24 protein-coding genes are annotated in these 23459 nt (G+C 68.1%); 12 read left to right on the top strand and 12 right to left on the bottom strand.

All coding sequences use genetic code 11. The features are described 5' to 3' along the window. Nucleotides 1–40 precede the first annotated feature (40 nt). On the top strand, nucleotides 41–703 hold the full coding sequence (gene adk / locus J8I35_RS17145) for an adenylate kinase (RefSeq protein WP_050017061.1): 663 nt from the start codon (nucleotides 41–43) through the stop codon (nucleotides 701–703). Nucleotides 704–935: 232 nt separating this feature from the next. On the opposite strand, the gene J8I35_RS17140 is transcribed toward adk, so the two are convergent. Then, nucleotides 936–1778 (bottom strand): SirB1 family protein, encoded by an 843-nt coding sequence (locus J8I35_RS17140; RefSeq protein ID WP_011546044.1) that lies wholly within the window; start codon nucleotides 1776–1778, stop codon nucleotides 936–938. An 8-nt stretch (nucleotides 1779–1786) separates the two neighbouring features. Further along, nucleotides 1787–3337 carry a murein biosynthesis integral membrane protein MurJ gene (murJ, locus tag J8I35_RS17135; RefSeq protein WP_209926313.1) on the bottom strand — a complete coding sequence of 517 codons (1551 nt, stop codon included), beginning with the start codon at nucleotides 3335–3337 and terminating at the stop codon, nucleotides 1787–1789. 304 nt (nucleotides 3338–3641) lie between these two features. On the opposite strand from murJ, the gene rpsT reads away from it, so the two are divergent. Then, complete coding sequence (gene rpsT, locus J8I35_RS17130; protein WP_006482211.1) at nucleotides 3642–3914, top strand: 30S ribosomal protein S20; 273 nt, start codon at nucleotides 3642–3644, stop codon at nucleotides 3912–3914. 159 nt (nucleotides 3915–4073) lie between these two features. Here the strand turns inward: rpsT and J8I35_RS17125 are convergent, their stop codons facing one another. Beyond that, nucleotides 4074–4394: a DUF3579 domain-containing protein gene (locus J8I35_RS17125; protein ID WP_011546046.1), complete on the bottom strand. Its 321-nt coding sequence runs from the start codon at nucleotides 4392–4394 to the stop codon at nucleotides 4074–4076. A gap of 423 nt (nucleotides 4395–4817) precedes the next feature. Between J8I35_RS17125 and argF the strand changes: the two genes are divergently transcribed. After that, the gene (argF, locus tag J8I35_RS17120) at nucleotides 4818–5747 is read left to right on the top strand and encodes an ornithine carbamoyltransferase (RefSeq protein WP_027785240.1); all 930 of its coding nucleotides are present in this window, start codon (nucleotides 4818–4820) and stop codon (nucleotides 5745–5747) included. 85 nt (nucleotides 5748–5832) lie between these two features. Here the strand turns inward: argF and murB are convergent, their stop codons facing one another. After that, a complete protein-coding gene (gene murB / locus J8I35_RS17115) occupies nucleotides 5833–6882 on the bottom strand; it encodes a UDP-N-acetylmuramate dehydrogenase (protein WP_209926306.1) in 1050 nt (349 codons plus the stop codon). A 135-nt stretch (nucleotides 6883–7017) separates the two neighbouring features. Between murB and J8I35_RS17110 the strand changes: the two genes are divergently transcribed. Next, nucleotides 7018–7503, top strand: a complete 486-nt coding sequence (locus J8I35_RS17110; RefSeq protein WP_006482217.1) for a YajQ family cyclic di-GMP-binding protein — start codon at nucleotides 7018–7020, stop codon at nucleotides 7501–7503. A gap of 79 nt (nucleotides 7504–7582) precedes the next feature. Here J8I35_RS17110 and plsY read toward each other — a convergent pair whose 3' ends face one another. Both plsY and ybaK read right to left on the bottom strand, forming a co-directional pair. Then, nucleotides 7583–8224, bottom strand: coding sequence for a glycerol-3-phosphate 1-O-acyltransferase PlsY (gene plsY, locus J8I35_RS17105; RefSeq protein WP_209926305.1), 642 nt, complete (start codon nucleotides 8222–8224; stop codon nucleotides 7583–7585). 116 nt (nucleotides 8225–8340) lie between these two features. Continuing rightward, nucleotides 8341–8832 carry a Cys-tRNA(Pro) deacylase gene (gene ybaK / locus J8I35_RS17100; RefSeq protein ID WP_209926303.1) on the bottom strand — a complete coding sequence of 164 codons (492 nt, stop codon included), beginning with the start codon at nucleotides 8830–8832 and terminating at the stop codon, nucleotides 8341–8343. 234 nt (nucleotides 8833–9066) lie between these two features. Between ybaK and J8I35_RS17095 the strand changes: the two genes are divergently transcribed. Next, on the top strand, nucleotides 9067–10629 hold the full coding sequence (locus J8I35_RS17095; RefSeq protein ID WP_209926301.1) for an AMP-binding protein: 1563 nt from the start codon (nucleotides 9067–9069) through the stop codon (nucleotides 10627–10629). 69 nt (nucleotides 10630–10698) lie between these two features. On the opposite strand, the gene xerD is transcribed toward J8I35_RS17095, so the two are convergent. The 3 genes from xerD to queG form a co-directional block, all read right to left on the bottom strand. Continuing rightward, a complete protein-coding gene (gene xerD, locus J8I35_RS17090; protein WP_124595623.1) occupies nucleotides 10699–11661 on the bottom strand; it encodes a site-specific tyrosine recombinase XerD in 963 nt (320 codons plus the stop codon). Next, the gene (locus J8I35_RS17085) at nucleotides 11658–12128 is read right to left on the bottom strand and encodes a methylated-DNA--[protein]-cysteine S-methyltransferase (protein ID WP_126363037.1); all 471 of its coding nucleotides are present in this window, start codon (nucleotides 12126–12128) and stop codon (nucleotides 11658–11660) included. The genes xerD and J8I35_RS17085 overlap by 4 nt, the downstream gene beginning before the upstream one ends. Before the next feature lie 64 nt (nucleotides 12129–12192). Further along, nucleotides 12193–13428: a tRNA epoxyqueuosine(34) reductase QueG gene (gene queG / locus J8I35_RS17080; RefSeq protein ID WP_209926299.1), complete on the bottom strand. Its 1236-nt coding sequence runs from the start codon at nucleotides 13426–13428 to the stop codon at nucleotides 12193–12195. A 17-nt stretch (nucleotides 13429–13445) separates the two neighbouring features. Between queG and tsaE the strand changes: the two genes are divergently transcribed. Both tsaE and J8I35_RS17070 read left to right on the top strand, forming a co-directional pair. Continuing rightward, on the top strand, nucleotides 13446–13997 hold the full coding sequence (gene tsaE, locus J8I35_RS17075; RefSeq protein WP_050017041.1) for a tRNA (adenosine(37)-N6)-threonylcarbamoyltransferase complex ATPase subunit type 1 TsaE: 552 nt from the start codon (nucleotides 13446–13448) through the stop codon (nucleotides 13995–13997). Next, nucleotides 13979–15511, top strand: coding sequence for an N-acetylmuramoyl-L-alanine amidase (locus tag J8I35_RS17070; protein ID WP_050017039.1), 1533 nt, complete (start codon nucleotides 13979–13981; stop codon nucleotides 15509–15511). The genes tsaE and J8I35_RS17070 overlap by 19 nt, the downstream gene beginning before the upstream one ends. 45 nt (nucleotides 15512–15556) lie before the next feature. Here the strand turns inward: J8I35_RS17070 and J8I35_RS17065 are convergent, their stop codons facing one another. Beyond that, nucleotides 15557–16435 carry an EamA family transporter gene (locus J8I35_RS17065; protein WP_185625052.1) on the bottom strand — a complete coding sequence of 293 codons (879 nt, stop codon included), beginning with the start codon at nucleotides 16433–16435 and terminating at the stop codon, nucleotides 15557–15559. A 217-nt stretch (nucleotides 16436–16652) separates the two neighbouring features. On the opposite strand from J8I35_RS17065, the gene J8I35_RS17060 reads away from it, so the two are divergent. Both J8I35_RS17060 and trxA read left to right on the top strand, forming a co-directional pair. Further along, nucleotides 16653–17534, top strand: coding sequence for a pirin family protein (locus J8I35_RS17060; RefSeq protein ID WP_050017036.1), 882 nt, complete (start codon nucleotides 16653–16655; stop codon nucleotides 17532–17534). A 52-nt stretch (nucleotides 17535–17586) separates the two neighbouring features. Next, nucleotides 17587–18435, top strand: a complete 849-nt coding sequence (trxA, locus tag J8I35_RS17055) for a thioredoxin (RefSeq protein WP_050017034.1) — start codon at nucleotides 17587–17589, stop codon at nucleotides 18433–18435. A 108-nt stretch (nucleotides 18436–18543) separates the two neighbouring features. On the opposite strand, the gene J8I35_RS17050 is transcribed toward trxA, so the two are convergent. Then, nucleotides 18544–19401 carry a tRNA threonylcarbamoyladenosine dehydratase gene (locus tag J8I35_RS17050; RefSeq protein WP_050017033.1) on the bottom strand — a complete coding sequence of 286 codons (858 nt, stop codon included), beginning with the start codon at nucleotides 19399–19401 and terminating at the stop codon, nucleotides 18544–18546. 128 nt (nucleotides 19402–19529) lie between these two features. Between J8I35_RS17050 and pdxH the strand changes: the two genes are divergently transcribed. The 3 genes from pdxH to J8I35_RS17035 all read left to right on the top strand — a co-directional run bounded on the left by pdxH (nucleotide 19530) and on the right by J8I35_RS17035 (nucleotide 22841). Continuing rightward, nucleotides 19530–20174, top strand: a complete 645-nt coding sequence (pdxH, locus tag J8I35_RS17045) for a pyridoxamine 5'-phosphate oxidase (RefSeq protein WP_209926297.1) — start codon at nucleotides 19530–19532, stop codon at nucleotides 20172–20174. Between the two features lie 121 nt (nucleotides 20175–20295). Continuing rightward, the gene (locus J8I35_RS17040; RefSeq protein ID WP_050017030.1) at nucleotides 20296–21516 is read left to right on the top strand and encodes a cyclopropane-fatty-acyl-phospholipid synthase family protein; all 1221 of its coding nucleotides are present in this window, start codon (nucleotides 20296–20298) and stop codon (nucleotides 21514–21516) included. Between the two features lie 23 nt (nucleotides 21517–21539). Then, entirely contained in the window at nucleotides 21540–22841 is a 1302-nt protein-coding gene (locus tag J8I35_RS17035) for a DUF72 domain-containing protein (protein ID WP_050017029.1), read from the top strand. A 31-nt stretch (nucleotides 22842–22872) separates the two neighbouring features. Here J8I35_RS17035 and msrA read toward each other — a convergent pair whose 3' ends face one another. After that, nucleotides 22873–23433 carry a peptide-methionine (S)-S-oxide reductase MsrA gene (gene msrA / locus J8I35_RS17030; protein WP_050017027.1) on the bottom strand — a complete coding sequence of 187 codons (561 nt, stop codon included), beginning with the start codon at nucleotides 23431–23433 and terminating at the stop codon, nucleotides 22873–22875. Between the last annotated feature and the right edge of the window lie 26 nt (nucleotides 23434–23459).

Here is a 23459-nt window from a genome sequence, read left to right as displayed (position 1 = left end):
GAGTCTCGCCACACGAATCTACATACTTGGAGATATCACCATGCGTTTGATCCTGTTGGGCGCGCCCGGCGCGGGAAAGGGCACCCAGGCAAACTTCATCAAGGAAAAATTCGGGATTCCGCAAATCTCGACCGGCGACATGCTGCGTGCGGCCGTCAAGGCCGGCACGCCGCTCGGCGTCGAGGCGAAGGGCTACATGGATGCCGGCAAGCTCGTGCCGGACGCGCTGATCATCGGTCTCGTCAAGGAACGCCTGAAGGAATCCGACTGCGCGAACGGCTATCTGTTCGACGGCTTCCCGCGCACGATCGCGCAGGCTGACGCGATGAAGGATGCCGGCGTCGCGATCGACTACGTGCTCGAGATCGACGTCCCGTTCTCGGAAATCATCGAGCGCATGAGCGGCCGCCGCACGCACCCGGCATCGGGCCGCACGTACCACGTCAAGTTCAACCCGCCGAAGGTCGAAGGGCACGACGACGTGACGGGCGAACCGCTGATCCAGCGCGACGACGACAAGGAAGAAACTGTCAAAAAGCGTCTCGAAGTATACGAAGCGCAGACCAAGCCGCTGATCACGTACTACGGCGACTGGGCGCAGCGCGGCGAGGAAAACGGTTTGAAGGCGCCGCAGTATCGCAAGATCTCGGGCCTCGGAACCGTCGACGAAATCCGCGAGCGCGCGTTTGACGCACTGAAGTAAGCAGCGCGTCGCGCACCCGCAAGCCGCCCGTTCCGGGCGGCTTTTTTTCGCCTGCCGCGACGTGCACGCGCGTGCGCGTGTCGCCGCCGCAAGCGTCCGAGGCTCGACGGCGAAGTGATTCGCGTGGGCGGCGCGATCCGGATGCAGCCGAAGTAGCAACGGCACGCGTGCAAGAAAAACGCCCGCGATGCGGGCGTTCTTTCCGTGTGCGGGCAAGGGCGTGCCGGCGCGCTCAATCCTCGCCGTCGCGCTGCATCCGCTGCCGCAATTCGCTGACCTGCGACTCGACGACGGTCGCGTCTTCCGCCTCCGGCCGCTCGCCGAGATACTGCTCGAGATCCTCGAGCGCGGGACGCAGGTAATCGAGCCGCGCATACGCGAAGCCGCGGTCGCGCACCTCGTCGAGCTGCTCGGGCAACAGGATCACGAGCCGCTGCTGCACCGCGAGCAGCCGCTGCCAGCGCTCCGTCTGCAGATAGATCGTCTTCAGGTTGCGCAGCATCCGCGCGATGATCTCGCGGCTCGTCGCCGGCTGCAGCAGCGCGCGCAACGCGCTGTCGACGGCGCCGGCCGCGCGCGCGACGTACGGCTCGAGCATCTCGACCATCTCGGCTTCGGACAGCGAATGGCCATTGGTCGGATCGATGATCAGGTCGCCGTCCGGCAGCGTCACGCGCAGCAGGAAATGGCCGGGAAACGACACGCCGCGCGCCGGCACGCCGATCTGCTCGGCGAGCTCCAGGTACAGCACCGACAGCGAGATCGGGATCCCGCGGCGCCGTTTCAGCACGGCGTTCAGGTGGCTGTTATCGGGGTCGTAGTAATCGTTGTGATTGCACGCGAAGCCGAGCTCGCGGAAGAAGAAGTCGTTCAGCGCGGCGACGCGGCCCTTCAGGTCCGTATCGTCGGCGAGCCGCCGGCGCAGCCGCGCCGCCAGCATGTCGAGTTCGGCCAGCGTGCCCTGCAGGTCGAGGTCGGGATACGCGTCCTGCGCCAGCGACAGCGCGGCTTCCGTGACGGGCAGACTGTCGTCGTCCGCCACGAGCGTGCTGAAGTAGTCGAGGACGCGGGTCATTGCGGTCGTCACTTGGCGCGCCTTCTGAAGTAAGCGTATTTGAAGCCCATCACCCACAACATACCGAAATATAGTGCAGCAAACAGCACGAGGCACGCGGCCATCAGCGCAATGCGATCGAGCGGCTGCGCGCGCATGCCGGTCCAGTCGAAATTGATCGCGCACCAGTGCATCAGGCCCGCGAGCACGAGCGCCGCGCCGACGAGCTGCACGAAAAAGCGCAGCCAGCCCGGCGACGGCTGGTAGATGCCGCGCTTGCGCAGCCCGAGGAACAGCAGCAGCGAATTCAGGCACGCGCCGACGCCGATGCTGAGCGTAAGGCCCGCGTGGCCGATCAGCGGCACGAACACGTAGTTCGACAGCTGCGTGACGATCAGCACGCCGACCGCGATCTTCACCGGCGTCTTGATGTCCTGCTTCGCATAGAAGCCCGGCGCGAGGATCTTGATCAGGATGATGCCGACGAGGCCGATCCCGTAGGTGGCCAGCGCGCGCGCGACCATCGTGACGGTATGCGCGTCGAACTTGCCGTAATTGAACAGCGTCGCGGTGAGCGGTGTCGCGAAGAAGAACAGCGCGAGCGCGCTCGGCGCCGCGAGCAGGAACGTGACGCGCAGCCCCCAGTCGAGCAGCGCCGAATACTCGTGCGAGTCGGCGTCGACGTGCGCCTTCGACAGGCTCGGCAGCAGGATCGTGCCGAGCGCGACGCCGAGCAGCGCGGTCGGGAATTCCATCAGGCGGTCGGCGTAATTGATCCACGACACGGCGCCCTGCCCGAGCCGCGATGCGATGTTGGTGTTGATGATCAGCGACAGTTGCGCAACGGACACCGCGAACGTCGCGGGCACCATCTTCGCGAGCACGCGCTTCACGCCCGGATGACGCAGCGCGCGCAGCGGGTTGATGCCGATCAGCGGCACCATGTCGATCTTCTTGAGGCCCGGCAACTGCACGAGAAACTGCAGCACGCCGCCGACGATGACCGCCCATGCAAGCGCGTAGACCGGCACCTTCAGGTGCGGCGCGACGAACACGGCCGCGGCGATGAACGCGACGTTGAGCAGCACCGGCGCGAACGCGGGCAGCGAGAAGCTCTTGTACGTGTTCAGCACGCCCGACGCGAGCGTGGTCAGCGAAATGAACACGATGTACGGGAACATGATCCGCGTCATCGTGACCGCGAGCGGGAACGCCTGGCCGTCGGCGTGCAGGCCGGACGCGACCGCGAACACGACCCACGACGCGCCGGCGATGCCGACGACCGACAGCACGGCCAGCGCCCACGCGAGCACGGTGGACATCGCGTCGACGAGCGCCTTCGTCGCATCGTGCCCCCGCTGGTTCTTGAACTCGGCGAGGATCGGCACGAACGCCTGCGAGAACGCGCCTTCGGCGGACAGGCGGCGCAGCAGGTTCGGGATACGGAAGGCGACGTAGAACGCGTCGGTGTATTGACTGGCGCCGAACGCACGGGCGATCAGCGTCTCGCGGGCCAGTCCGGTCACGCGCGACAGCAGCGTGAAGCCGCTGACCGTCAGCAGGGCTCGGAATAGATTCATGGGGCGCTTATTATACGGACGTTGCGCGACCCGGCCACCGGCCGATGCCGAAAAGCGCGGCCGCCGCCGGCGCTCCAGTTGGCGGACGTTACGTCGAACTTGCCACTCGCTTGATTTTGTTGCTATAATCGCCGGTTTCTGGGCTCGTACATGCACGGCAACTGCCGTTTTCATGTCCCGGCCTCGGTTAAAATCACCGTTTTTTTATGCGCCCCTGGGCAATCATTCTCAGGGGACGGATCGAAAAGCAGCGCTTGGCCGTCAGGCTCCAAGCTCTGGAAACAGGACAGGATAAGGAACCGTCATGGCTAACTCCGCACAAGCACGCAAGCGCGCCCGCCAGGCCGCGAAGGCAAACTCGCACAACTCGGCGCTGCGCTCGAAATTCCGTACCGCGATCAAGTCGGTTCGCAAGGCTGTTGAAGCCGGCGACCAGGCAAAGGCTGCCGAGCTGTTCAAGGCTGCCGTGAAGACGATCGACACGATCGCCGACAAGAAGATCGTTCACAAGAACAAGGCCGCTCGCAGCAAGAGCCGCCTGGCCGCAGCCGTCAAGGGCCTGCAGGCAGCAGCGTAACTCCGGTGCGCCCGCTCACGCGGGCGTTCCTGTTTCCTGCGATCACGAAAAAGCCCGCCTAGGCGGGCTTTTTCGTTGCCTGCCGCCGGCGCATCGTGCGCGGCGGCAGTGCTTGCCTTGGGGGCGGGCGCGACACGCACCCTCGCCCGTCGGCATCAGTCACTTCTTCGTGTTGTAGTCCGGCAGTTCGCACGCCTCGGTCACGACGAGGTTGTTGTCCTTCGCGAAATTCAGCACGAAATCGAACGCCATCGGCTCGATGTCGCGCAACCGCGAATCGAGGATCACGCATTTGAGGTCGCCGAGCATCGTCGGGCGCACGTACAGCGAATACTTGAGACGCGCGTTCGGCCCGCTCGCCCCCGGCCCGAAGCAGGCCATCACACCGGCCAGACGTTCCGACCAGTCGCTCGGGCGAAACTTTTTCCCGTCTTTCGTGATGCCCTGGATGAAAAATTCGGTCGGAGGGGTTTCAGCCATGTGGTTACCCAAGTGACGGCCCGGCGATGCCCAGGCAACGGCGCCTGGATACGCGAACACAAAGCTGGAGGGTCGGCCGCACGCGCCGATCGATATCCCGAAAACGGAGCGTCGATGCGCGCCGCCGGTGGACTGCACCGGATGTGTGCAGCGCACGGCTTGTGTCCGGCAGAGCGCGAAAAGCCTTGCCTGCCGGGCTGGAGAAAACTTTCGAATTATACCGCAGCGCGCCATCGCGCGTCGTCCCGACACCCCTCTTCCCGCACGGCCGGTCGCGCGCAGCGATCCTGCCCCGCGTCTTTCCACGGCTTTTTCACGGCTCGTCAAAGCACAGAAAATCCTTTATGCTGCTTTGAGTTATCCACACCCGACGGCGGCGCCGTCCGGCCTCGCTGCCGGGTGAGACCCGCCGTATTTCGTTTCATGACCGCCAAAACCATTCGTCACTACCTGCAGTTCAAGGATTTCTCGCTGGAAGACTACGAGTACGTGCTCGAACGCACGGGTATCCTGAAGCGCAAGTTCAAGAACTACGAGACCTATCACCCGCTGCACGACCGCACGCTCGCGATGATCTTCGAGAAGAGCTCGACGCGCACGCGCCTGTCGTTCGAGGCCGGGATCTTCCAGCTCGGCGGCCACGCCGTCTTCATGAGCACGCGCGACACGCAGCTCGGCCGCGGCGAGCCCGTCGAGGATTCCGCGCAGGTCATCTCGCGAATGGTCGACATCATCATGATCCGCACGTTCGAACAGGACGTGATCACGCGCTTCGCGCAGAATTCCCGCGTGCCGGTGATCAACGGGCTGACGAACGACTACCACCCGTGCCAGGTGCTCGCGGACATCTTCACGTACTACGAGCACCGCGGGCCGATCGCCGGCAAGACCGTCGCGTGGGTCGGCGACGCGAACAACATGCTGTACACGTGGATCGAGGCCGCGCAGATCCTCGGCTTCAAGCTGCGCCTGTCCACCCCGCCCGGCTATGCGCTCGACATGAAGCTCGTGTCGCCCGACAGCGCGCCGTTCTACGAGGTGTTCGACGATCCGAACGAAGCGTGCAAGGGCGCCGATCTCGTCACCACCGACGTGTGGACGAGCATGGGTTTCGAGGCCGAAAACGAGGCGCGCAAGCAGGCATTCGCCGACTGGTGCGTCGACGAGGAAATGATGGGCCACGCGAATCCGGATGCGCTCTTCATGCACTGCCTGCCCGCGCACCGCGGCGAGGAAGTGACGGCCGGCGTGATCGACGGCCCGCAGAGCGTCGTGTGGGACGAAGCGGAAAACCGCCTGCACGTGCAGAAGGCGCTGATGGAGTTCCTGCTGCTCGGCCGCCTCAAGCACTGACGCGCCGCCCAACGCACCCGCGTAAAAAAGCGCCGGTCGACGACCGGCGCTTTTCGTTTGGATGCGCGAAAACCGGCGCGCGCCGTTACAGGCAGACCGGTTCGGCCTCCAGCTCGACGCCGAACTGCGCGCGCACGTCAGCCTGGATCGCCCGCGCCAGCGCCAGCACGTCGGCGCCGGTCGCGCCGCCGCGATTGACGAGCACGAGCGCCTGGCGGTCGTGCACGGCCGCCGCCCCGAGTGCGCGCCCCTTCCAGCCGCAGCGGTCGATCAGCCAGCCGGCCGCGAGCTTCACCTGCCCGTCCGGCTGCGGATACGACACGACCTCCGGCACGCGGGCGCGCAGCGTGTCGAACTGCGCGGCGTCGATCACCGGATTCTTGAAGAAACTGCCCGCATTGCCGAGCACGAGCGGATCGGGCAGCTTCGCGCGGCGGATCGCGACGACCGCATCGAACACGTCGCGCGGCGTCGCCGCATCGGACGCGATGCCGCGCGCGTCGAGCTCGCGCGTGACGTCCGCGTAGCCGAGCCGCGGCGTCCATTGCTTCGGCAGCCGGAACGTCACCGCGACGATCGCGAACCGGCCGCGCCCTTCCCGCTTGAAGAAACTGTCGCGATAGCCGAACGCGCAGCGCGCGGCGTCGAACCGCTCGCTGCGCCCGGTCGCCAGCTCGACCGCGACCAGCGAATCGAAATACGCCTTCATCTCGAGGCCGTACGCGCCGATGTTCTGGATCGGCGCGGCGCCGACGGTGCCCGGGATCAGTGCGAGATTCTCGAGGCCCGGCATCCCGTGCTCGAGCGTCCACGCGACGAACGCGTGCCAGTTCTCGCCGCCACCGGCCTCGACATACCACGCGTCGTCGTCCTCGCGCACGACGCGGCGGCCCGCGATCTCGTCGAGCAGCACGATGCCGTCGAAATCGCGCGTGAACACGATATTGCTGCCGCCGCCGAGCACGAGCTGCGGCAGGCTCGCGACCCGCGGGTCGCGATGCAGCGCCTCGAACTGCGCCGCCTGCGTGATGCACGCGGCGAAACGCGCGCGCGCGGCGATGCCGAACGTATTGTGCGCGGCGAGCGGATGGTCGGGAAGCAGCGACAGGGAGCAATCGTCAGGAGGCATCGGCATTCGCGGTCACGTCGGCCGGGCGGCGCATGGCCGGCCTTGGGCAAACGGAGGGGCATCGGTAAAATGGCAAACAGTCCGCAATTATAGCGAGTGCCCGCGCGCGAGCCGGGTGCCCGAATCTCAAGGGAGAATGCCATGCCATCGTTCGACGTCGTTTCCGAAGCGAACATGATCGAAGTGAAGAACGCCATCGAGCAGTCGAACAAGGAAATTTCGACGCGCTTCGACTTCAAGGGCTCCGACGCGCGCGTCGAGCAGAAGGAACGCGAGCTGACGCTGTTCGCCGACGACGATTTCAAGCTCGGCCAGGTCAAGGACGTGCTGATCGGCAAGCTGGCCAAGCGCAACGTCGACGTGCGCTTCCTCGACTACGGCAAGGTCGAGAAGATCGGCGGCGACAAGGTCAAGCAGATCGTCACCGTGAAGAAAGGCGTGACGGGCGACCTGGCGAAGAAGATCGTGCGCCTCGTGAAGGACAGCAAGATCAAGGTGCAGGCAAGCATCCAGGGCGACGCGGTGCGCATCTCGGGCACGAAGCGCGACGACCTGCAGAGCACGATCGCGATGCTGCGCAAGGACGTGACCGACACGCCGCTCGACTTCAACAACTTCCGCGACTGACCGGCCGCCGATCCGTCGCGTCATCCGGCCGGGCCCCGCACACGCGGCGCGCCCGGCGCGCGGCCAGCGCCGCGCGTGCTCAGGCTTTCCCGCCGTCCTGCGCGCCGCCGTCCGCGGCCGCCTTCTTCTTGTCGCCGATCCGGCTCTCCTGCCCCGCGAGCAGCTTCGAAATGTTGCCGCGGTGACGCCACACGAGCAGCACGCTCATCGCCAGCACGGCCCACGCGACCGGGTTGTGGCCCGGCATGCCGAACAGGAACACGTCGAATACCGGCGCGAACACGGCCGCGACCAGCGCCGCGAGCGACGAATAGCGGAAAAAGAACGCGACGATCAGCCAGGTCAGCGCGGTCGCGAGCCCGAGCACCGGGTGCACGGCGAGCAGCACGCCGGCCGCGGTCGCGACGCCCTTGCCGCCCTGGAAGCGGAAGAACACCGGGTACAGGTGGCCGAGGAACACGGCGATCGCGACCCACGCGATCGCGACGTCGGGCAGGCCGAAGCGCCGGGCGAGCCAGACGGCGATCCAGCCCTTGAACGCGTCGCCGACGAGCGTCAGGATCGCGGCCTTCTTGTTGCCGCTGCGCAGCACGTTGGTCGCGCCGGGATTCTTCGATCCGTACGAACGCGGGTCGGCCAGCCCCATCACGGAACTGACGACGACGGCGAACGACACCGAACCGATCAGGTAGGCAACGAAGGCGGCGAGCAGGATCTGCATGCGGAGGACTCTTCTTTCAACGTATCGGGAAAGGGACGGCCGTGCGCGGCAAGCCGGCAGGCCGAAACGGCGCCCATTCTACCGAACGGGCGCGGGGTGCCACGAAGGTGAAACCCTCAGTCGACGCTCGCACACTGCACCGGCTGCGCGCCGAGCAGCGACGTGAGCACCGCCGGCGCGAGGCTGACGAGGTAGCCGCGCCGGCCGCCGTTCAGGTAGATCGTCGGCAGGTCGAGGATCGTCGCCTCGACGTAGACGGGCATCGTCTTGCGCGTGCCGAACGGCGACGTGCCGCCGACGAGATAGCCCGAATGGCGGTTCGCGACGTCGGGCTTGCACGGCTCGACGCGCTTCGCGCCGATCTGCCGCGCGAGATTCTTCGTCGACACGGTGCGGTCGCCGTGCATCAGCACGATCAGCGGCTTCGCGTGCTCGTCTTCCATCACGAGCGTCTTCACGACGCTGTGCTCGTCGACGCCGAGCTGGCGCGCCGATTCGCCGGTGCCGCCGTGCTCGACGTATTCGTACGGATGCTCGCCGAACGCGACGCCATGGCGGCGCAGCAACTGGGTCGCGGGGGTTTCGGACACGTGTCTGGATTTGCTCATGGCGGCATTTTAATGGCGAACGATCGGCGAGCGCGCGATGGCGTGCCCGCGCCGGCGGTATACTCGCGGCCCGTTTTCCGCCGGCCCGCCGCATCGCCGTCGCAAGTGTGCCCATCATCGTTGCGAACATCGCGAAGCGCTATTGCCCGTTTGGCTGATTGTGGCGCGCGCGCCCTCATGGCACGATCGTTCGCAAATATCGCCGGCGCCGCCGGCCCCTCATCTGGAGACGCCATGTCCTCGCCCATCCGTTCATCCGAATCGCTCGACGTCGATGCGCTGCTCGCCGCGCTGCCGCGCCGCATCGCCGACGTGCCCGCGCACCGGGCCGCGCAGTCGCCCGCGCATCCGGCGCTGATCGAGGATGCTCGCCGGCTGTCGTACGGCGAGCTGGCGCAGGCCGTCGACGCGGCGGCCGCGCGGCTCGCGGGCCTCGGCGTGCAAGGCGGCGACCGCGTGATGATCGTCGCGGAAAACTGCGTCGCGCAGATCGTGCTGCTGTTCGCGGCCGCGCGCCTCGACGCCTGGGCGCTCGTGTCGAACGCGCGGCTGTCGGCCGCCGAGCTCGACGCGATCGCCGCGCATGCGCGTCCGAAGCTGATCGCGTTCACGACCGACGCATCGGCCGACGCGCGCACCCACGCCGAGCGGCTCGGCGCGACGCCCGCCGGCGCGCTGCCGGTCGACATCGGCGCGTGGTCGTATCGCGTCGATCCAAGCGCCCCCGCCGAACCGGTGGCCGCCGACGGCGCCGGGCAATGCGCGGCGCTGATCTACACGACTGGCACGACCGGTACGCCGAAAGGCGTGATGCTGTCGCACCGCAACCTGCTGTTCATCGCGGCGATATCGAGCACGCTGCGCCGCGTGTCTCCTGACGACGTCGTCTACACGGTGCTGCCCGTGTCGCACGTGTACGGGCTCGCGTCGGTATGCGTCGGCAGCCTCTACGCAGGCGCGACGCTGCGGCTCGCGCCGCGCTTCTCGCCGGAAGCCGTGCGTGTCGCGCTCGCCGACGAAGGCGTGACGATCTTCCAGGGCGTGCCCGCGATGCACGCGAAGCTGCTCGAACACCTGCACACGCACGGCCACGCGTGGCGCGCGCCGCGGCTGCGCTTCGCGTATTCGGGCGGCTCGCCGCTCGATGCGAACCTGAAGGCCCGCGTCGAGCGCCTGTACGGCGTGCCGCTGCACAACGGCTACGGGATGACCGAAAGCAGCCCGACGATCACGCAGACGCCGCTCGACGCGCCGCGCGCGGACAGTTCGGTCGGCGTGCCGATCCCGGGCGTCGACATGCGGATCGTCGCGCCGGACGGCACCGACGTGCCGCCGGGCGAAGTCGGCGAAATCCGCGTGCGCGGGCCGAACGTGATGCTCGGCTACTACCGCGACACGGACGCGACGCGCGCGGCCGTGTCGCCGGACGGCTGGCTGAGCACCGGAGACCTCGCGCGGCAGGACGCGGACGGCGCGGTGACGATCGTGGGCCGCAGCAAGGAGCTGATCATCCGCTCGGGCTTCAACGTGTATCCGGTCGAAGTCGAACAGGTGCTGAACGCGCATCCGGACGTCGTGCAGGCGGCCGTGATCGGCCGCGCGATCGACGGCAACGAGGAAGTGCTCGCGTTCGTCGAGCTGGTGCCCGGCGCGGCGGCGAACGAGGCGGCATTGCACGCGTGGTGCGCGGATCGGCTCACCGCTTACAAGCGCCCTGCGCATATCCGCGTGCTCGATGCGCTGCCGGCCGCGTCGACCGGCAAGGTGCTCAAGCACCGGCTGCGCGAACTGGTCTGACGCCGCCGCCGGCGCGCTGCGCGAGTCCGCATTGCAGTCCGCGCCGCGCGAATGCACGCGCGGCGCGTGTCAGCCGCGCGGGTGATGCTGCGCGTGCAGCGTCCTGAGCCGCTCGCGCGCGACGTGCGTATAGATCTGCGTGGTCGAGATGTCGCTGTGGCCGAGCAGCAGCTGCACGACGCGCAGGTCGGCGCCGTGGTTCAGCAGGTGCGTCGCGAACGCGTGCCGCAGCGTGTGCGGCGACAGGTGCGCGCGCACGTCGGCCTGCTGCGCGTGACGCTTGATGATGTTCCAGAACTGCTGGCGCGTCATCCCGTCCCCGCGCGCGGTCACGAACAGCGCATCGGCCGCGCGTGCGCCGAGCAGCGCCGGCCGCGCATCGCGCAGGTAGCGTTCGATCCAGCCGTGCGCGACTTCGCCGAACGGCACGAGCCGCTCCTTCGACCCCTTGCCCATCACGCGCACGACGCCTTCGTTGAGGCCGACCTCGACCGTCTTCAGCGTCACGAGTTCGCTCACGCGCAGCCCGCTCGCGTACATCAGCTCGAGCATCGTGCGATCGCGCAGGCCGAGCGGCGTGCCGATGTCGGGCGCGCCGAGCAGCGCCTCGACCTGCGCCTCGGACAGCGTCGACGGGAATCGGGCCGCCTGTTTCGCGGACGTGATCCGCAGCGTCGGGTCGGCGCTCGCGCGATGCTCGCGCACGGCCCAGCCGTAATAGCGGCGGAACACGGACAGCCGCCGGTTCGACGACGTCGCCTTGCCGTCGCTGCGCGCGGCGATGTAGCCGGTCACCATCGCCTCGTCGGCCGAGTCGAGCGGCGCGCCGTGCGTCGCGGCCAGCCAGTGGGAAAACAGCGCCAGGTCGCGCCGGTACGCATCGAGCGTGTTGCGCGCGAGCCCGTGCTCGAGCCACAGCGCATCGCAGAACACGTCGATCGACGCGCGGCTCGCGAGCAGCGCGGGCGATGCCGCGACGGCGTCGATCTCGCTGTCGTTGTCGGCGCGGGGGGAAATCATCGGTTCGCTCATTGGTACGGCACGCCCTCGTGCGCCAGCAGCCAGCGCTTCACTTGCTGGTAATAGCCGTTGTCGTCGTGGTTCGCGAATCCGCCGAGGCCGCCCGCCGCGACGACGCGATGGCACGGAATCACGAGCGGGAAGTAGTTCGCGCCACACGCCTGGCCGACCGCGCGCGGCGCGCTGCCGATCCGCTTCGCGACCTGGCCGTAGGTCAGCACCGTACCGGGCGGGATGTCGCTGATCACGTCCCATACGCGGTGCTGGAATGCACTGCCGACGTCGGCGAGCGGCAGGTCGAAGCGCGCCGATGCGCGCTCGAAATAACGTTCGATCTGCTCGACCGCGCGCTTCGCGAGCGCCGAGTCCGGATCGACCGACTTCATCGATTCGGGCAGATAGACGATCTCGCGCACCACCGCGGCATCCGTGCGGATGCCGACCTTGCCGAACGGCGCGTCGATGACTGCGTTGAACATGGACTTCTCCTGACCGGGAATGCGCGCGGCCCTGCCCGCGCGCCGACGACACTTTACGCCGCCTTCACGCGGCTCGCAGCGCCCATTCGACATGCTCGCGCACGATCGGCGACGGATCGTCGGCGCGGGCGCGCAGCGCGGCGACGATCGCGTCGCGCGCCGGCGGCGCGAGCCGGTCCGCGCCGGTGCGCAGCGCATTGCCGAGCCCGACCGCGAGATTGCGCAGCCAGCTTTCGTAGCCGATGCGCCGGATCGCGCTGCCCTGCATCCGCGCATCGAACGTCTCGCCGTCCCACGCGAACAGCTCGACGAGCGTCGCGCGGTCGAGGCCGTGCCGCACGTCGAAGTCGGCGACGGGCGCGGCCTGCGCGAATTTGTTCCATGGGCACACGAGCTGGCAGTCGTCGCAACCGTACACGCGATTGCCGATCATCGGCCGCAGCGGCTCGGGGATGCTGCCTTTCAGTTCGATCGTCAGATACGAGATGCAGCGGCGCGCGTCGACGCGGTACGGCTCGACGATCGCGCCGGTCGGGCACGCGTCGATGCAGCGCGTGCAGCTGCCGCAGTGCGCGCCGGGCGCCTCGGGCGCGCTGTCGGGCGACGTGTGCGCGTCGGTCGGTAGCGGCAGGTCGACGTAGATCTCGCCGAGAAAGAACAGCGAGCCGGCATCGCGCTGCAGCAGCAGCGTGTGCTTGCCGCGCCAGCCGACCCCGGCCTTCTGCGCGAGCTCGACTTCGAGCACGGGCGCCGAATCGGTGAACACGCGGTAGCCGAACCCGCCGATCTCGTGCTCGATGCGCTCCGCGAGCGTCTGCAACCGGTTGCGCAGCACCTTGTGATAGTCGCGGCCGCGCGCATAGATCGACACGACGGCCGCCTGCGGATCGTCGAGCCGCGCCCGTTCGCGCGCGCGCCAGTCGTGCGGCGCGAGCGCGCCGGGCTCGTCGTCGGGCGTGTCGGCCGCGAGCGTTTCGGCCGGCATATAGGCGAGCCGCACGGAAATCACGCGTCGCGTACCGGCCACAAGTTCGGCCGGCCGCGCGCGTTTCATCCCATGTTTGGCCATATAATCCATTTCGCCGTGGTATCCGGCTTCCAGCCAGGCGGCGAGGCCCGCTTCGGCATCCGAGAGATCGGTGTCGCTGATGCCGATCGCCCCGAAACCCAATTCGCGCCCCCACGCCCTGATGCGAGCGGCGAGCGCAGTCAACGCCGCATCGTCGAGCGCGCACGGCGCCGCGCCTTCGCCATGAGTCGAAGGCCTGTCGGATGCGGCGCGTTCCGGTAGTCGGTTCATCGCACTATTTTACGAGAATGCCAGCCACGTCCAGCCAACCGCCTCATGCCATGTTGCCCGCCCCGCTCGCGGAGCGCGTGATCGCGCTCGCCGACGAAGCGGCAACCGAGGCCTTCGGCACCCGCTTCGCGCACGCGCTCGACGCGGCGCGCATCGAGCTCGGCCGCGCCCATGCGTTCGACGGGCTGCAGATCCAGCTGGTCGGCGATCTCGGCGCGGGCAAGACGACCCTCGTGCGCGCGATCCTGCGCGGCCTCGGCCACCCGGGGCGCGTGCGCAGCCCGACCTATACGCTCGTCGAGCCGTACGCGCTCGAGCGCAGCGACGGGGAACTCGAGGTCTATCACTTCGATCTGTATCGATTCAACGATCCGGCCGAATGGTCCGATGCAGGCTTTCGCGAATATTTCAATTCCAGCGCGATCTGCCTCGTCGAATGGCCGCAACAGGCGGGTGCGCTGCTCGGCGTGCCCGATCTGGTTTTCTCGCTCGACGTGGATGGCGACGGCCGTGCCCTCACCGTCCGGGCGTACAGCGCTTCAGGAAAGGCATGTCTCGAAAGATGTTGATCAAACCGTTCCGCTCGATCGAATCGGCGGCCACCGCGACGCACAACTGGCGGCGCCGTCAGATCCTGCGCGCGGGGGCGTCGACGCTGGTGCTCGGTCTCGTCGCGCCGCGGCTCGCGCACGCGTCGTCGGTGCTCGGCGTGCGCGTGTGGCCCGCACGCGATTACACGCGCGTCACGATCGAATCCGACCAGCCGCTGCAGAATAGCCAACAGTTGCTGCAGGGTCCCGACCGCCTGGTCGTCGATCTGAACGGCCTCGACCTCGACCAGGCGCTGCGCGATCTCGTATCGAAGATCGCGCCGAACGATCCGCAGATCCAGTCGGTGCGCGTCGGCCAGTATCAGCCGCACGTCGTGCGGATGGTGTTCGACCTGAAAGGCTCGGTGAAGCCGCAGGTGTTCACGCTGCCGCCCGTCGGCACGTACAAGTACCGGCTCGTGTTCGACCTGTATCCGGCCGTCGCGCCCGATCCGCTGTCCGACCTGATCGCGCAGACGGAACGCAAGGAACAGGCGCTCAACGACACCGCGCGCGCGCAGCAGATGCAGCCGCCGTCCACGCTGGCCGGCCCGGGCACCCCGCCGCCCGGCGCGGGCGCGGGCGACAACAGCGACGCATTCTTCCAGCGTTTCGCGCAGAACACGCCGGCCGCGCCGCATACGCCGCCGGCCGCCGGCACGCCGTCGACGCCCGCGAAGCCGGCCGTCAAGCCGCCGCCCGTCATCGCGCGCCGCGACGACAACGACGACGACGGGGACACCTACAAGTTCACCGCGCCAAAATCCGGCAAGGGCGGCACGGTACGCCTGCTGACGGTCGCGATCGACCCGGGCCACGGCGGCGAGGATCCGGGCGCGATCGGCGGCGGCGGCACGTACGAGAAGCACATCGCGCTCGACATCGCGAAGAAGCTGCGCGCGAAGATCGACGCCGCCCCGAACATGCGCGCGATGATGACGCGCGACGCCGACTTCTTCGTGCCGCTGAACGTGCGCGTGCAGAAAGCGCGCCGCGTCGGCGCCGACCTGTTCGTGTCGATCCACGCGGATGCGTTCACGACGCCGTCCGCGCGCGGCTCGTCGGTGTTCGCGCTGTCCGACCACGGCGCGACGAGTGCCGCGGCGCGCTGGATGGCGAACAAGGAGAATTCGTCGGACCTGATCGGCGGCATCAACATCAAGACGGCGGACGCGGCCGTGAACCGCGCGCTGTTCGACATGTCGACGACCGCGCAGATCCGCGACTCGCTGCGCTACGGCAACTACGTGCTGAAGGAAGTGGGCGGCATCAACAAGCTGCACAAGGGCTCGGTCGAGCAGGCCGGGTTCGCGGTGCTGAAGGCGCCCGACATTCCGTCGATCCTCGTCGAGACCGCGTTCATCAGCAACCCGGACGAAGAGCGCCGCCTCAACGACGACAGCTATCGCGACGAGATGGCCGACGCGATCTTCCGCGGCATCAAGCGTTATTTCGCCGCGAATCCGCCGCTCGCGAAGAACCGGATGGCCTGAGCGTCACCCGTTCCCTGCCGCCGGCACGCCGCGCGTGCCGGCGCGTCACGATGCCGCGAAGCGGCTCAGCAGTTTCCCGCCGAACACGTTCACCGCGAGCCCGCCCATCACGAGCGCGGCGCCGATCAGCTGCGATTGCGTCAGATGCTCGTCGAGCAGCAGCGCCGACGACGCGAGCCCGACGATCGGCACCAGCAGCGAGAACTGCGCGACCTGCGCGGCCGGGTAGCGCGACAGCAGGCGGCTCCACAGCCCGTAGCCGAGCAGCGTCGCGACGAACGCGAGATAGACGACCGCGAAGATCGACGCGCCGTCGAGCCCGGCGAGCGCGGTCGCGATCCGCCGCGGCCCCTCGAACCACAGCGACAGCAGGAAGAACGGCACGGGCGGCACGAGGCTCGCCCACACGACGAGCGACACGAGGTTGGCCTTCCCGACCTTCTTCGTGACGATGTTGCCGACGGCCCACATCGCGGCCGAGCAGATCGTCAGCAGGAAGCCCGCGAGCGTCATCGCGCGGCCGCCCTGCGCGGCGATCACGACGAGCCCGGCCGCGGCGATCGCGAGCCCGACCAGGTTCTGCACGCGCAGCCGCTCGCCGAGGAACAGCATCGCGAACACCAGCGTGAAGAACGCCTGCGATTGCAGCACGAGCGACGCGAGGCCGGCCGGCATCCCGACGTACATGCCGGTGAACAGGAACACGAACTGGCCGAGCTGGATCGTCGCGCCGTACAGCACCAGCAGCCGCCACGAAATCTGCGGCCGCCGCACGAAGAACACCGCCGGCACGGCCGCGAGCGTGAAGCGCAGCGCGCCGAGCAGCATCGGCGGCATGCCGTGCAGGCCGACCTTGATCACGACGAAGTTCACGCCCCACGCCAGGATCACGACCAGCGCGAGCAGCAAGTCCTTCGGGGCCATCATCGGCGTCTCCTCGATTGTCGAATTGTCGTTGTGAAGCCGGTCAGTCTACCGGGTTTCGCCGCCGCGCCCGATACCCGCGCGGCGCATATGGAATCGGCGGCGGACGCGGTGGCTTGTGCCGCGCGGCGGACGCAGCACGACGCGTGCCTGCCGCGGCCGCCTCGCGCCGCCAGTACAATGACCGCCAACCCAGCCGCTCCCCACGAGGCCCGCCATGACCGACTCGATCAAAGCCCTGCTGAAGCCGCACGTGCGCGACATCGGCAACCTGCAGGTGCGCCGCACGCTGCCCGCGCTCGCCGCACGCCTCGTCGGCCCGTTCATCTTCTTCGATCACATGGGGCCCGCCGCACTGCCGGCCGGCACGGGGCTCGACGTGCGCCCGCATCCGCACATCGGGCTCGCGACGGTCACCTACCTGTTCGACGGCGCGATCCTGCATCGCGACAGCCTCGGCTCGCTGCAGGAAATCGTGCCGGGCGACGTGAACTGGATGACGGCCGGCCGCGGGATCGTCCACTCCGAGCGTACGCCCGACGCCCAGCGCGCGAACGGCCACACCGTGCACGGGATCCAGACCTGGGTCGCACTGCCGAAAACGCACGAGACGACCGAGCCGTCGTTCGAGCACCACGCGGCCGACACGCTGCCCAAGCGCGATGAAAACGGCGTCGCGCTGACGGTGATCGCCGGCGACGCGTTCGGGCTGCATTCGCCCGTGACGACGTTCTCGCGCACGCTGTACGTCGCGGCCGAATTCGCGGTCGGCGGCCGGCTCGAACTCGATGCGTCGCACGAGGAGCGCGCGGTCTACGTGGTCGATGGCGATCTCGCGATCGACGGTACGCCGGTGCCGGCCGAACGGATGGCCGTGCTCGCGCCGGGCGCGACGGTCGCGCTGACGAGCGGCAGCGGTGCGCGCGCAATGCTGCTCGGCGGCGACCGGATCGACGGCGAACGCTTCATCGAATGGAATTTCGTCGCGAGCAGCCGCGACGCGATCGAGCACGCGAAAGCGGCATGGACGCGCCAGGAAATGGGCAAGGTGCCCGGCGAGACCGAGTGGATTCCGCTGCCCGAATCGAAGCCGCGTTGAAAAAGCGGCGCGCCGCCCCCATCCTGACGATATTCGAACGGAAGAGAACGACATGGACACCACGCTTGCCACATTCGAGAAAGACGTCATCGAGGCGTCGCTGGACACGCCCGTGCTGGTCGACTTCTGGGCGCCGTGGTGCGGCCCGTGCAAGACGCTCGGCCCGCTGCTGGAAAAACTCGAAGCCGATTACGCCGGCCGCTGGAAGCTCGTGAAGGTCAACGTCGACGAGAACCAGGAACTCGCCGCGCACTTCCAGACGCGCAGCATCCCGCACGTGATCGCGTTCGCCGACGGGCGGCCGGTCGACCAGTTCGTCGGCGTGCTGCCCGAAGGGCAGTTGCGCGCGTTCCTCGACCGGCTGCTGCCGGCGGCCGAGGAAGCCGAGCGCCGCGCCGCGCAGTACGCGATGGCCGAACAGCGCTTCGACGATGCGCTCACGCACCTCGAAGCGGCGCTCGCGCTGAACCCCGGCTACGACGACGCGCGCCTCGACCTGATCGAGCTGCTGCTCGCGCGCAACGAAGTCGACGCCGCGCGCGCGGAGACCGAGCGCCTGTCGCCGCAGACCGTGCAGAACGGCGACCCGCGCTACCAGGCGATCAAGACCCGTTTCGACGCGCTCGACGCCACGGCCGACCTGCCGCCGACCGACGCGCTCGAGGCACGCATCGCGGCGAACCCGGCCGATCTCGACGCGCGCTTCGACCTCGCGCAGAGCCTGATCGCGCGGCGCGCGTACGAAGGGGCGCTGGAGCAGTTGCTGGAAATCGTGACGCGCGATCGCGCATACGGCGACGACCTCGGCCGCCGCACGATGATCTCGGTGTTCGAACTGGCCGGCGATCGCCCCGACCTCGTCGCCGCATGGCGACGCAAGCTGAGCATGGCGCTCAACTGACCTGACGCGCGACTGGCCGGACCGCAACGGCCCGGCTGCATCGCCGTCTCGCCCGCGGCGCGCTCCCCGCGCCGCAGCGTCATCCTTCCCTGCCCGCGCGCCGCGCGCTCAGCCGGCCGCCTGTGCCGCGATCGCCCGCAGCGCATGCGCGGCCGCCGCGAAACCGAAGCTCGCGGTCACGCACACGCTCGAACCGAAGCCCGCGCAGTTGAGCCCCGCGACGTGCGCGGCAGCAGACGGCTCCGCGCCGTCCTCGATGTCGCAGGCCGCCGCTTCCGGATAGATCAGCGGCTCGTCCGAATACACGGCGCTGACCTTGAAGCGCGCCTTCGGCCCGCGCGGAAAACCGTGCTGCTTGCGCAATTGCGCGCGCACCTTCGACAACAGCGGATCCTGGATCGTCAGCGCGAGATCGTCGATGCGGATGCGCGTCGGGTCGAGCTGTCCGCCCGCGCCGCCGACGACGATCAATGGCTGCCGTTTCGCGACGCACCATGCGATCAGCGCGACCTTCGTGCGCACGCTGTCGATCGCATCGATCACGTAGTCGAAGCCGCCGCCGAGCAGCGCGTCGAAGTTGTCGGGCTCGACGAAATCCTCGATCCGGTTCACGCGGCACGCGGGGTCGATCAGCGCGATCCGCTCGGCCATCGCGTCGACCTTCGGCTTGCCGTAATTCCCGTCGAGCGCATGGACCTGCCGGTTCGTGTTGCTTTCCGCGACGTTGTCGAGATCGATCAGCGTCAGCGTGCCGACCGCGTTGCGCGCGAGCGCCTCGGCCACCCACGACCCGACGCCGCCGATCCCGATCACCGCGACGTGCGCCCGCTCGAATGCGGCGGCCGCCGGCGCGCCGTACAGGCGCGCGACGCCGCCGAAACGCCGGGCGCGATCCACGTCAAGCTGGATTTCCGGGGTCGGGGTAAGATCGGAAGAACGGGGCGGGGCAGCGTCGGCGGAGGACATGGCAGCAAGGAAAACGTAAGTCGTGCAGCCCTCTATTTTGCCTGAACTCCCCGCTCCCCCGCCCCACTGTGCACGCACGATTCTCGCGCGTTAGCTATACTGGCCCCAGATTGAAGCGTTTGCATAACATGACGACTCTCGCCGATCTTCGCATCAACTATTCGCGTGCTTCGCTCGACGAAGCCGATGCCGCCCCCGACCCGTTCGCCCAGTTCGATCGCTGGTTCAAGGAGGCGCTCGCCGCCAAGCTGCCCGAGCCGAACACGATGACGCTCGCGACCGTCGGCGCCCACCGCCCGCCGGAGGCCCGAATACGGCTCATCAAGGGCGTCGACGAACGCGGGTTCGTCTTCTTCACCAATTACGACAGCCGCAAGGGCCACGATCTCGCCGTGCATCCGCAAGCCGCGCTGCTGTTCTACTGGATCGAGCTCGAGCGCCAGGTGCGCATCGAGGGCCGGATCGAGAAAACCAGCGCGGAAGAAAGCGACCGCTATTTCGCATCGCGCCCGCTCGGCTCGCGCATCGGCGCATGGGCGTCGGACCAGAGCACCGTGATCGACAGCCGCGCGACGCTCGAAGCGCGCGAACAGGCCGTCAGCGAACGCTACGGCGACAACCCGCCGCGCCCGCCGCACTGGGGCGGCTACCGCCTCGTGCCCGACGCGATCGAATTCTGGCAGGGGCGCCCGTCGCGGCTGCACGACCGCCTGCTCTATACGCGCGACGCCGCGGCGGCGCCGGGCTGGACGATCTCGCGCCTGTCGCCGTAAGCGCGGCGCCGGCGTGCGCCGGTCGTGTCTCGTGTTGCATCCGGGTGCCTGCGCCGCAAGCGGTGGGCGCCGGTCAAGATACTTGGCTGTATTCGATTCAACGAACAAACGGAGAATCCAAATGTTCTGGGAAAAGAAGCTGGCACAGTGGGCGGATGAAGTACGGGCAAAAGCGAACATACCGGCGCGACTCGTGCTGTGGAACGGCGATCAACTCGATTTCGGCACCTTCAGCGCGCCGCAGGTCACGCTGAAGGTGAACAGCGCATCGGCGTTGCCGCTGCTGCTCGAACCGAGCCTCGACAATCTCGGCGAGGCGTACGTGAAGGGCAAGATCGACATCGAAGGCAAGCTGTCGGACATCATCAACATCGGCTACTCGCTCGCGCGCAGCACCGTGACGAGCGCGAGCAAGCTGGCCCGCGTGAAACGCTACTTCAATCACACGAAGAGCACCGACAAGAAGGCGATCCAGTACCACTACGACGTGTCGAACGCGTTCTACCAGCTGTGGCTCGACGAGAACATGGTGTACTCGTGCGCGTACTTCGAGAACGGCGACGAGGATCTCGCCACCGCGCAGATCAAGAAGATCGACCACATCCTGACGAAGATCCAGCTCGAGCCCGGCCAGCGCCTGCTCGACATCGGCTGCGGCTGGGGCGCGCTCGTGCTGCGCGCCGCGCAGAAGTTCGGCGCGACGTGTCTCGGCGTGACGCTGTCGCAGAACCAGTTCGACCTCGCGACCGCGCGCGTGAAGGCCGCGGGGCTCGAGGACAAGATCGAGATTCGTCTGCAGGATTACCGCGAGATCGACGGCCAGTTCGACCGGATCACGAGCGTCGGGATGTTCGAGCACGTCGGCCGCAAGAACCTGCCGCTCTACTTCTCGCGCGTGCGCGAGCTGCTCACCGACGACGGCATCGCAATGAATCACGGGATCACGTCGACCGACGCGGAAAGCGGCGAAACGGCGCTCGGCGGCGGCGAATTCATCGATCGCTACGTGTTCCCGGACGGCGAGCTGCCGCACATCAGCCTCGCGCTCGAAGCGGCGCAGCGCGGCGGCCTCGAGGCGGTTGACGTCGAAAGCCTACGCCGGCACTATGCGCGCACGCTCGATATCTGGACGGAAAACTTCGAAGCGAAAGCCGAGGAAGCGAGAAAGCTCGTCGACGACGAAAAATTCCGCATCTGGCGCGTGTATCTCGCCGGCTGCGCGTATGCGTTCGAGCACGACGACGTGTCGATCTTCCAGATCGTGTGCCGCAAGGCCGGACGCAGCGCGAAAACGCTGCCGTGGTCGCGGCGCTACATGTACGAACACGCGCTGCCGCGCTAGGCGGCGCATCACGCAGGGCATGCATGGGTGACGGCAGGACGCGGCGCAACGCGCCGCCGCAACGACAGCCGCGCGACGACGCCAACGAGTCGCACGCCGACGGACAGTTCGATCTGTTCGGCGTGCCGACGGATGCCGCACGCGCGTCGCCGCCGGACGACGATCGCCCCGCCAGCGCCGATGAGCACGTGACGCCGGACGCGCAGGAGGACGCGCGACCGACGCGGCTTGCCCGACAGACCTCCCGCCCCGCCGCCGATGACGACGAGCCTGCCCCGTCGTCCGGCCTGCTGTGGGACGAACCGCCCCCGCCGGCCGCCGAGCCGAAGAAAGGCCGCCGCAAGCGCGGCGTACTGCCCGCGCCGATCTCGGCGGACGTGGCCGACGCCGCGGCAGGCCTGCCGCCGAACGTGCGGCTCGGCACGTCGTCGTGGTATTTCCCCGGCTGGAACGGCATCGTCTACGACGGCGATTTCGCGCAGACGAAGCTGTCGCGCGAAGGGCTCGAAGCGTACGGCGCGCATCCGCTGCTGAAGAGCGTGAGCCTCGACCGGTCGTTCTACGGGCCGCTGTCGGTGGCCGACTACCTGCGCTACGCGCAGCAGGTGCCCGACGATTTCCGCTTCGTCGTGAAGGCGCCGGCCGCGGTGACCGACGCGGTGATCCGCGGCCGGCGCGGCGAGCCGTCCGGGCCGAACCCGACCTTCCTCGATGCCCAGCTCGCGACCCGCGAATTCGTCCAGCCGTGTCTCGACGGGCTCGGCCGGAAAGCCGGCGTGCTCGTGTTCCAGTTCTCGCCACTGCCCGATCAGCTGCTCGCGGAGCCGGCCGCGCTGATCGACCGGCTCGCCGCGTTCTTCGCGGCGCTGCCGCCGCTGCCGCCGGACGCCGACGGCACGCGCTACGCGATCGAGATCCGAGACGCGAGCCTGCTCACGCCGCGCTTCATCCGCGCGCTGGCCGCGCTCGGCGTGCGCTACTGCGTCGGCCTGCACGCGCGGATGCCCGACCCGCTGCGCCAGGCCGCCGCGCTCGCACTGCTCGACGGCGATGCGCCGGGCCCGCTGATCGTGCGCTGGAGCCTGCACGGCGGCTTCAAGTACGAGCAGGCGAAAGCGAAATACGAGCCGTTCGACAAGCTCGTCGACGAGGATCCGGCCACGCGCTCGGCGCTCGCCGAACTGGCCGCGCGCTATGCGCTGGCCGGGCAGCCGGTGATCATCACGATCAACAACAAGGCGGAAGGCTCCGCGCCGCTGTCGTGCATCGCGCTCGCCCGCGAAATCGCCGCCGCGTGCGCGCAGTGGCGCAACGAGGCGGCTTGACGCTGGTTTCGCCGGCTTGCGCCGCCGACGCTCAGGCGCCGCGCAGCGACTTCAGCCGGTGCGAGAACTTCTGCCGGAATTTCGCGAGCTTCGGCCCGATCACGACCGAGCAATAGCCCTGCCCCGGGTTCCGCGCGTAATAGTTCTGGTGATAGTCCTCGGCCGGCCAGTAGTTGCCGTCGAGCGGCACGACCTGTGTGACGATCGGCTGGCCGAACACCTGCTCGCGTTCGAGCTCGCGGATCACGTCGAGCGCCGTGTCGCGCTGCGCATCCGAATGCGTGAACACAACCGACCGGTACTGCGTGCCGACGTCGTTGCCCTGCCGGTTCAGCGTGGTCGGATCGTGCGTCGCGAAGAAGATCTCGAGGATCTCGCGATAGCCGATGCGCGCCGGATCGAACGTCACGTTGACGACTTCCGCGTGGCCGGTGTCGCCTTCGCAGATGTCGCGATAGCCCGGGTTGCGCGTATGGCCGCCCGCGTAACCCGACTGGACGGCCGTCACGCCATCGACGTCGAGAAACACGGCCTCCGTGCACCAGAAACACCCGCCTCCGAGCGTCGCGGTTTCAAGCATCTCGTTCCCCATGAAATCAGTCCCTCGTGGATGAAGGC

The organism is Burkholderia sp. CpTa8-5 (assembly GCF_017815045.1).
Classification (GTDB): domain Bacteria; phylum Pseudomonadota; class Gammaproteobacteria; order Burkholderiales; family Burkholderiaceae; genus Burkholderia; species Burkholderia sola.
The sequence above is the reverse complement of the archived record's forward strand: the minus strand, read 5'-3'. Positions and strand labels throughout refer to the sequence as shown.

Coding starts and splice junctions, on each gene's coding strand:
- trxA (WP_050017034.1), top strand. CDS start 17,587: ATGGACACCACGCTTGCCACATTCGAGAAAGACGTCATCGAGGCGTCG.
- adk (WP_050017061.1), top strand. CDS start 41: ATGCGTTTGATCCTGTTGGGCGCGCCCGGCGCGGGAAAGGGCACCCAG.
- murJ (WP_209926313.1), bottom strand. CDS start 3,337: ATGAATCTATTCCGAGCCCTGCTGACGGTCAGCGGCTTCACGCTGCTG.
- J8I35_RS17060 (WP_050017036.1), top strand. CDS start 16,653: ATGACCGACTCGATCAAAGCCCTGCTGAAGCCGCACGTGCGCGACATC.
- queG (WP_209926299.1), bottom strand. CDS start 13,428: ATGAACCGACTACCGGAACGCGCCGCATCCGACAGGCCTTCGACTCAT.
- J8I35_RS17070 (WP_050017039.1), top strand. CDS start 13,979: ATGTCTCGAAAGATGTTGATCAAACCGTTCCGCTCGATCGAATCGGCG.
- J8I35_RS17095 (WP_209926301.1), top strand. CDS start 9,067: ATGTCCTCGCCCATCCGTTCATCCGAATCGCTCGACGTCGATGCGCTG.
- murB (WP_209926306.1), bottom strand. CDS start 6,882: ATGCCGATGCCTCCTGACGATTGCTCCCTGTCGCTGCTTCCCGACCAT.
- pdxH (WP_209926297.1), top strand. CDS start 19,530: ATGACGACTCTCGCCGATCTTCGCATCAACTATTCGCGTGCTTCGCTC.
- J8I35_RS17110 (WP_006482217.1), top strand. CDS start 7,018: ATGCCATCGTTCGACGTCGTTTCCGAAGCGAACATGATCGAAGTGAAG.
- rpsT (WP_006482211.1), top strand. CDS start 3,642: ATGGCTAACTCCGCACAAGCACGCAAGCGCGCCCGCCAGGCCGCGAAG.
- J8I35_RS17065 (WP_185625052.1), bottom strand. CDS start 16,435: ATGGCCCCGAAGGACTTGCTGCTCGCGCTGGTCGTGATCCTGGCGTGG.
- J8I35_RS17035 (WP_050017029.1), top strand. CDS start 21,540: ATGGGTGACGGCAGGACGCGGCGCAACGCGCCGCCGCAACGACAGCCG.
- xerD (WP_124595623.1), bottom strand. CDS start 11,661: ATGAGCGAACCGATGATTTCCCCCCGCGCCGACAACGACAGCGAGATC.
- J8I35_RS17050 (WP_050017033.1), bottom strand. CDS start 19,401: ATGTCCTCCGCCGACGCTGCCCCGCCCCGTTCTTCCGATCTTACCCCG.
- J8I35_RS17125 (WP_011546046.1), bottom strand. CDS start 4,394: ATGGCTGAAACCCCTCCGACCGAATTTTTCATCCAGGGCATCACGAAA.
- J8I35_RS17085 (WP_126363037.1), bottom strand. CDS start 12,128: ATGTTCAACGCAGTCATCGACGCGCCGTTCGGCAAGGTCGGCATCCGC.
- argF (WP_027785240.1), top strand. CDS start 4,818: ATGACCGCCAAAACCATTCGTCACTACCTGCAGTTCAAGGATTTCTCG.
- ybaK (WP_209926303.1), bottom strand. CDS start 8,832: ATGAGCAAATCCAGACACGTGTCCGAAACCCCCGCGACCCAGTTGCTG.
- msrA (WP_050017027.1), bottom strand. CDS start 23,433: ATGGGGAACGAGATGCTTGAAACCGCGACGCTCGGAGGCGGGTGTTTC.
- J8I35_RS17040 (WP_050017030.1), top strand. CDS start 20,296: ATGTTCTGGGAAAAGAAGCTGGCACAGTGGGCGGATGAAGTACGGGCA.
- plsY (WP_209926305.1), bottom strand. CDS start 8,224: ATGCAGATCCTGCTCGCCGCCTTCGTTGCCTACCTGATCGGTTCGGTG.
- J8I35_RS17140 (WP_011546044.1), bottom strand. CDS start 1,778: ATGACCCGCGTCCTCGACTACTTCAGCACGCTCGTGGCGGACGACGAC.
- tsaE (WP_050017041.1), top strand. CDS start 13,446: ATGCCAGCCACGTCCAGCCAACCGCCTCATGCCATGTTGCCCGCCCCG.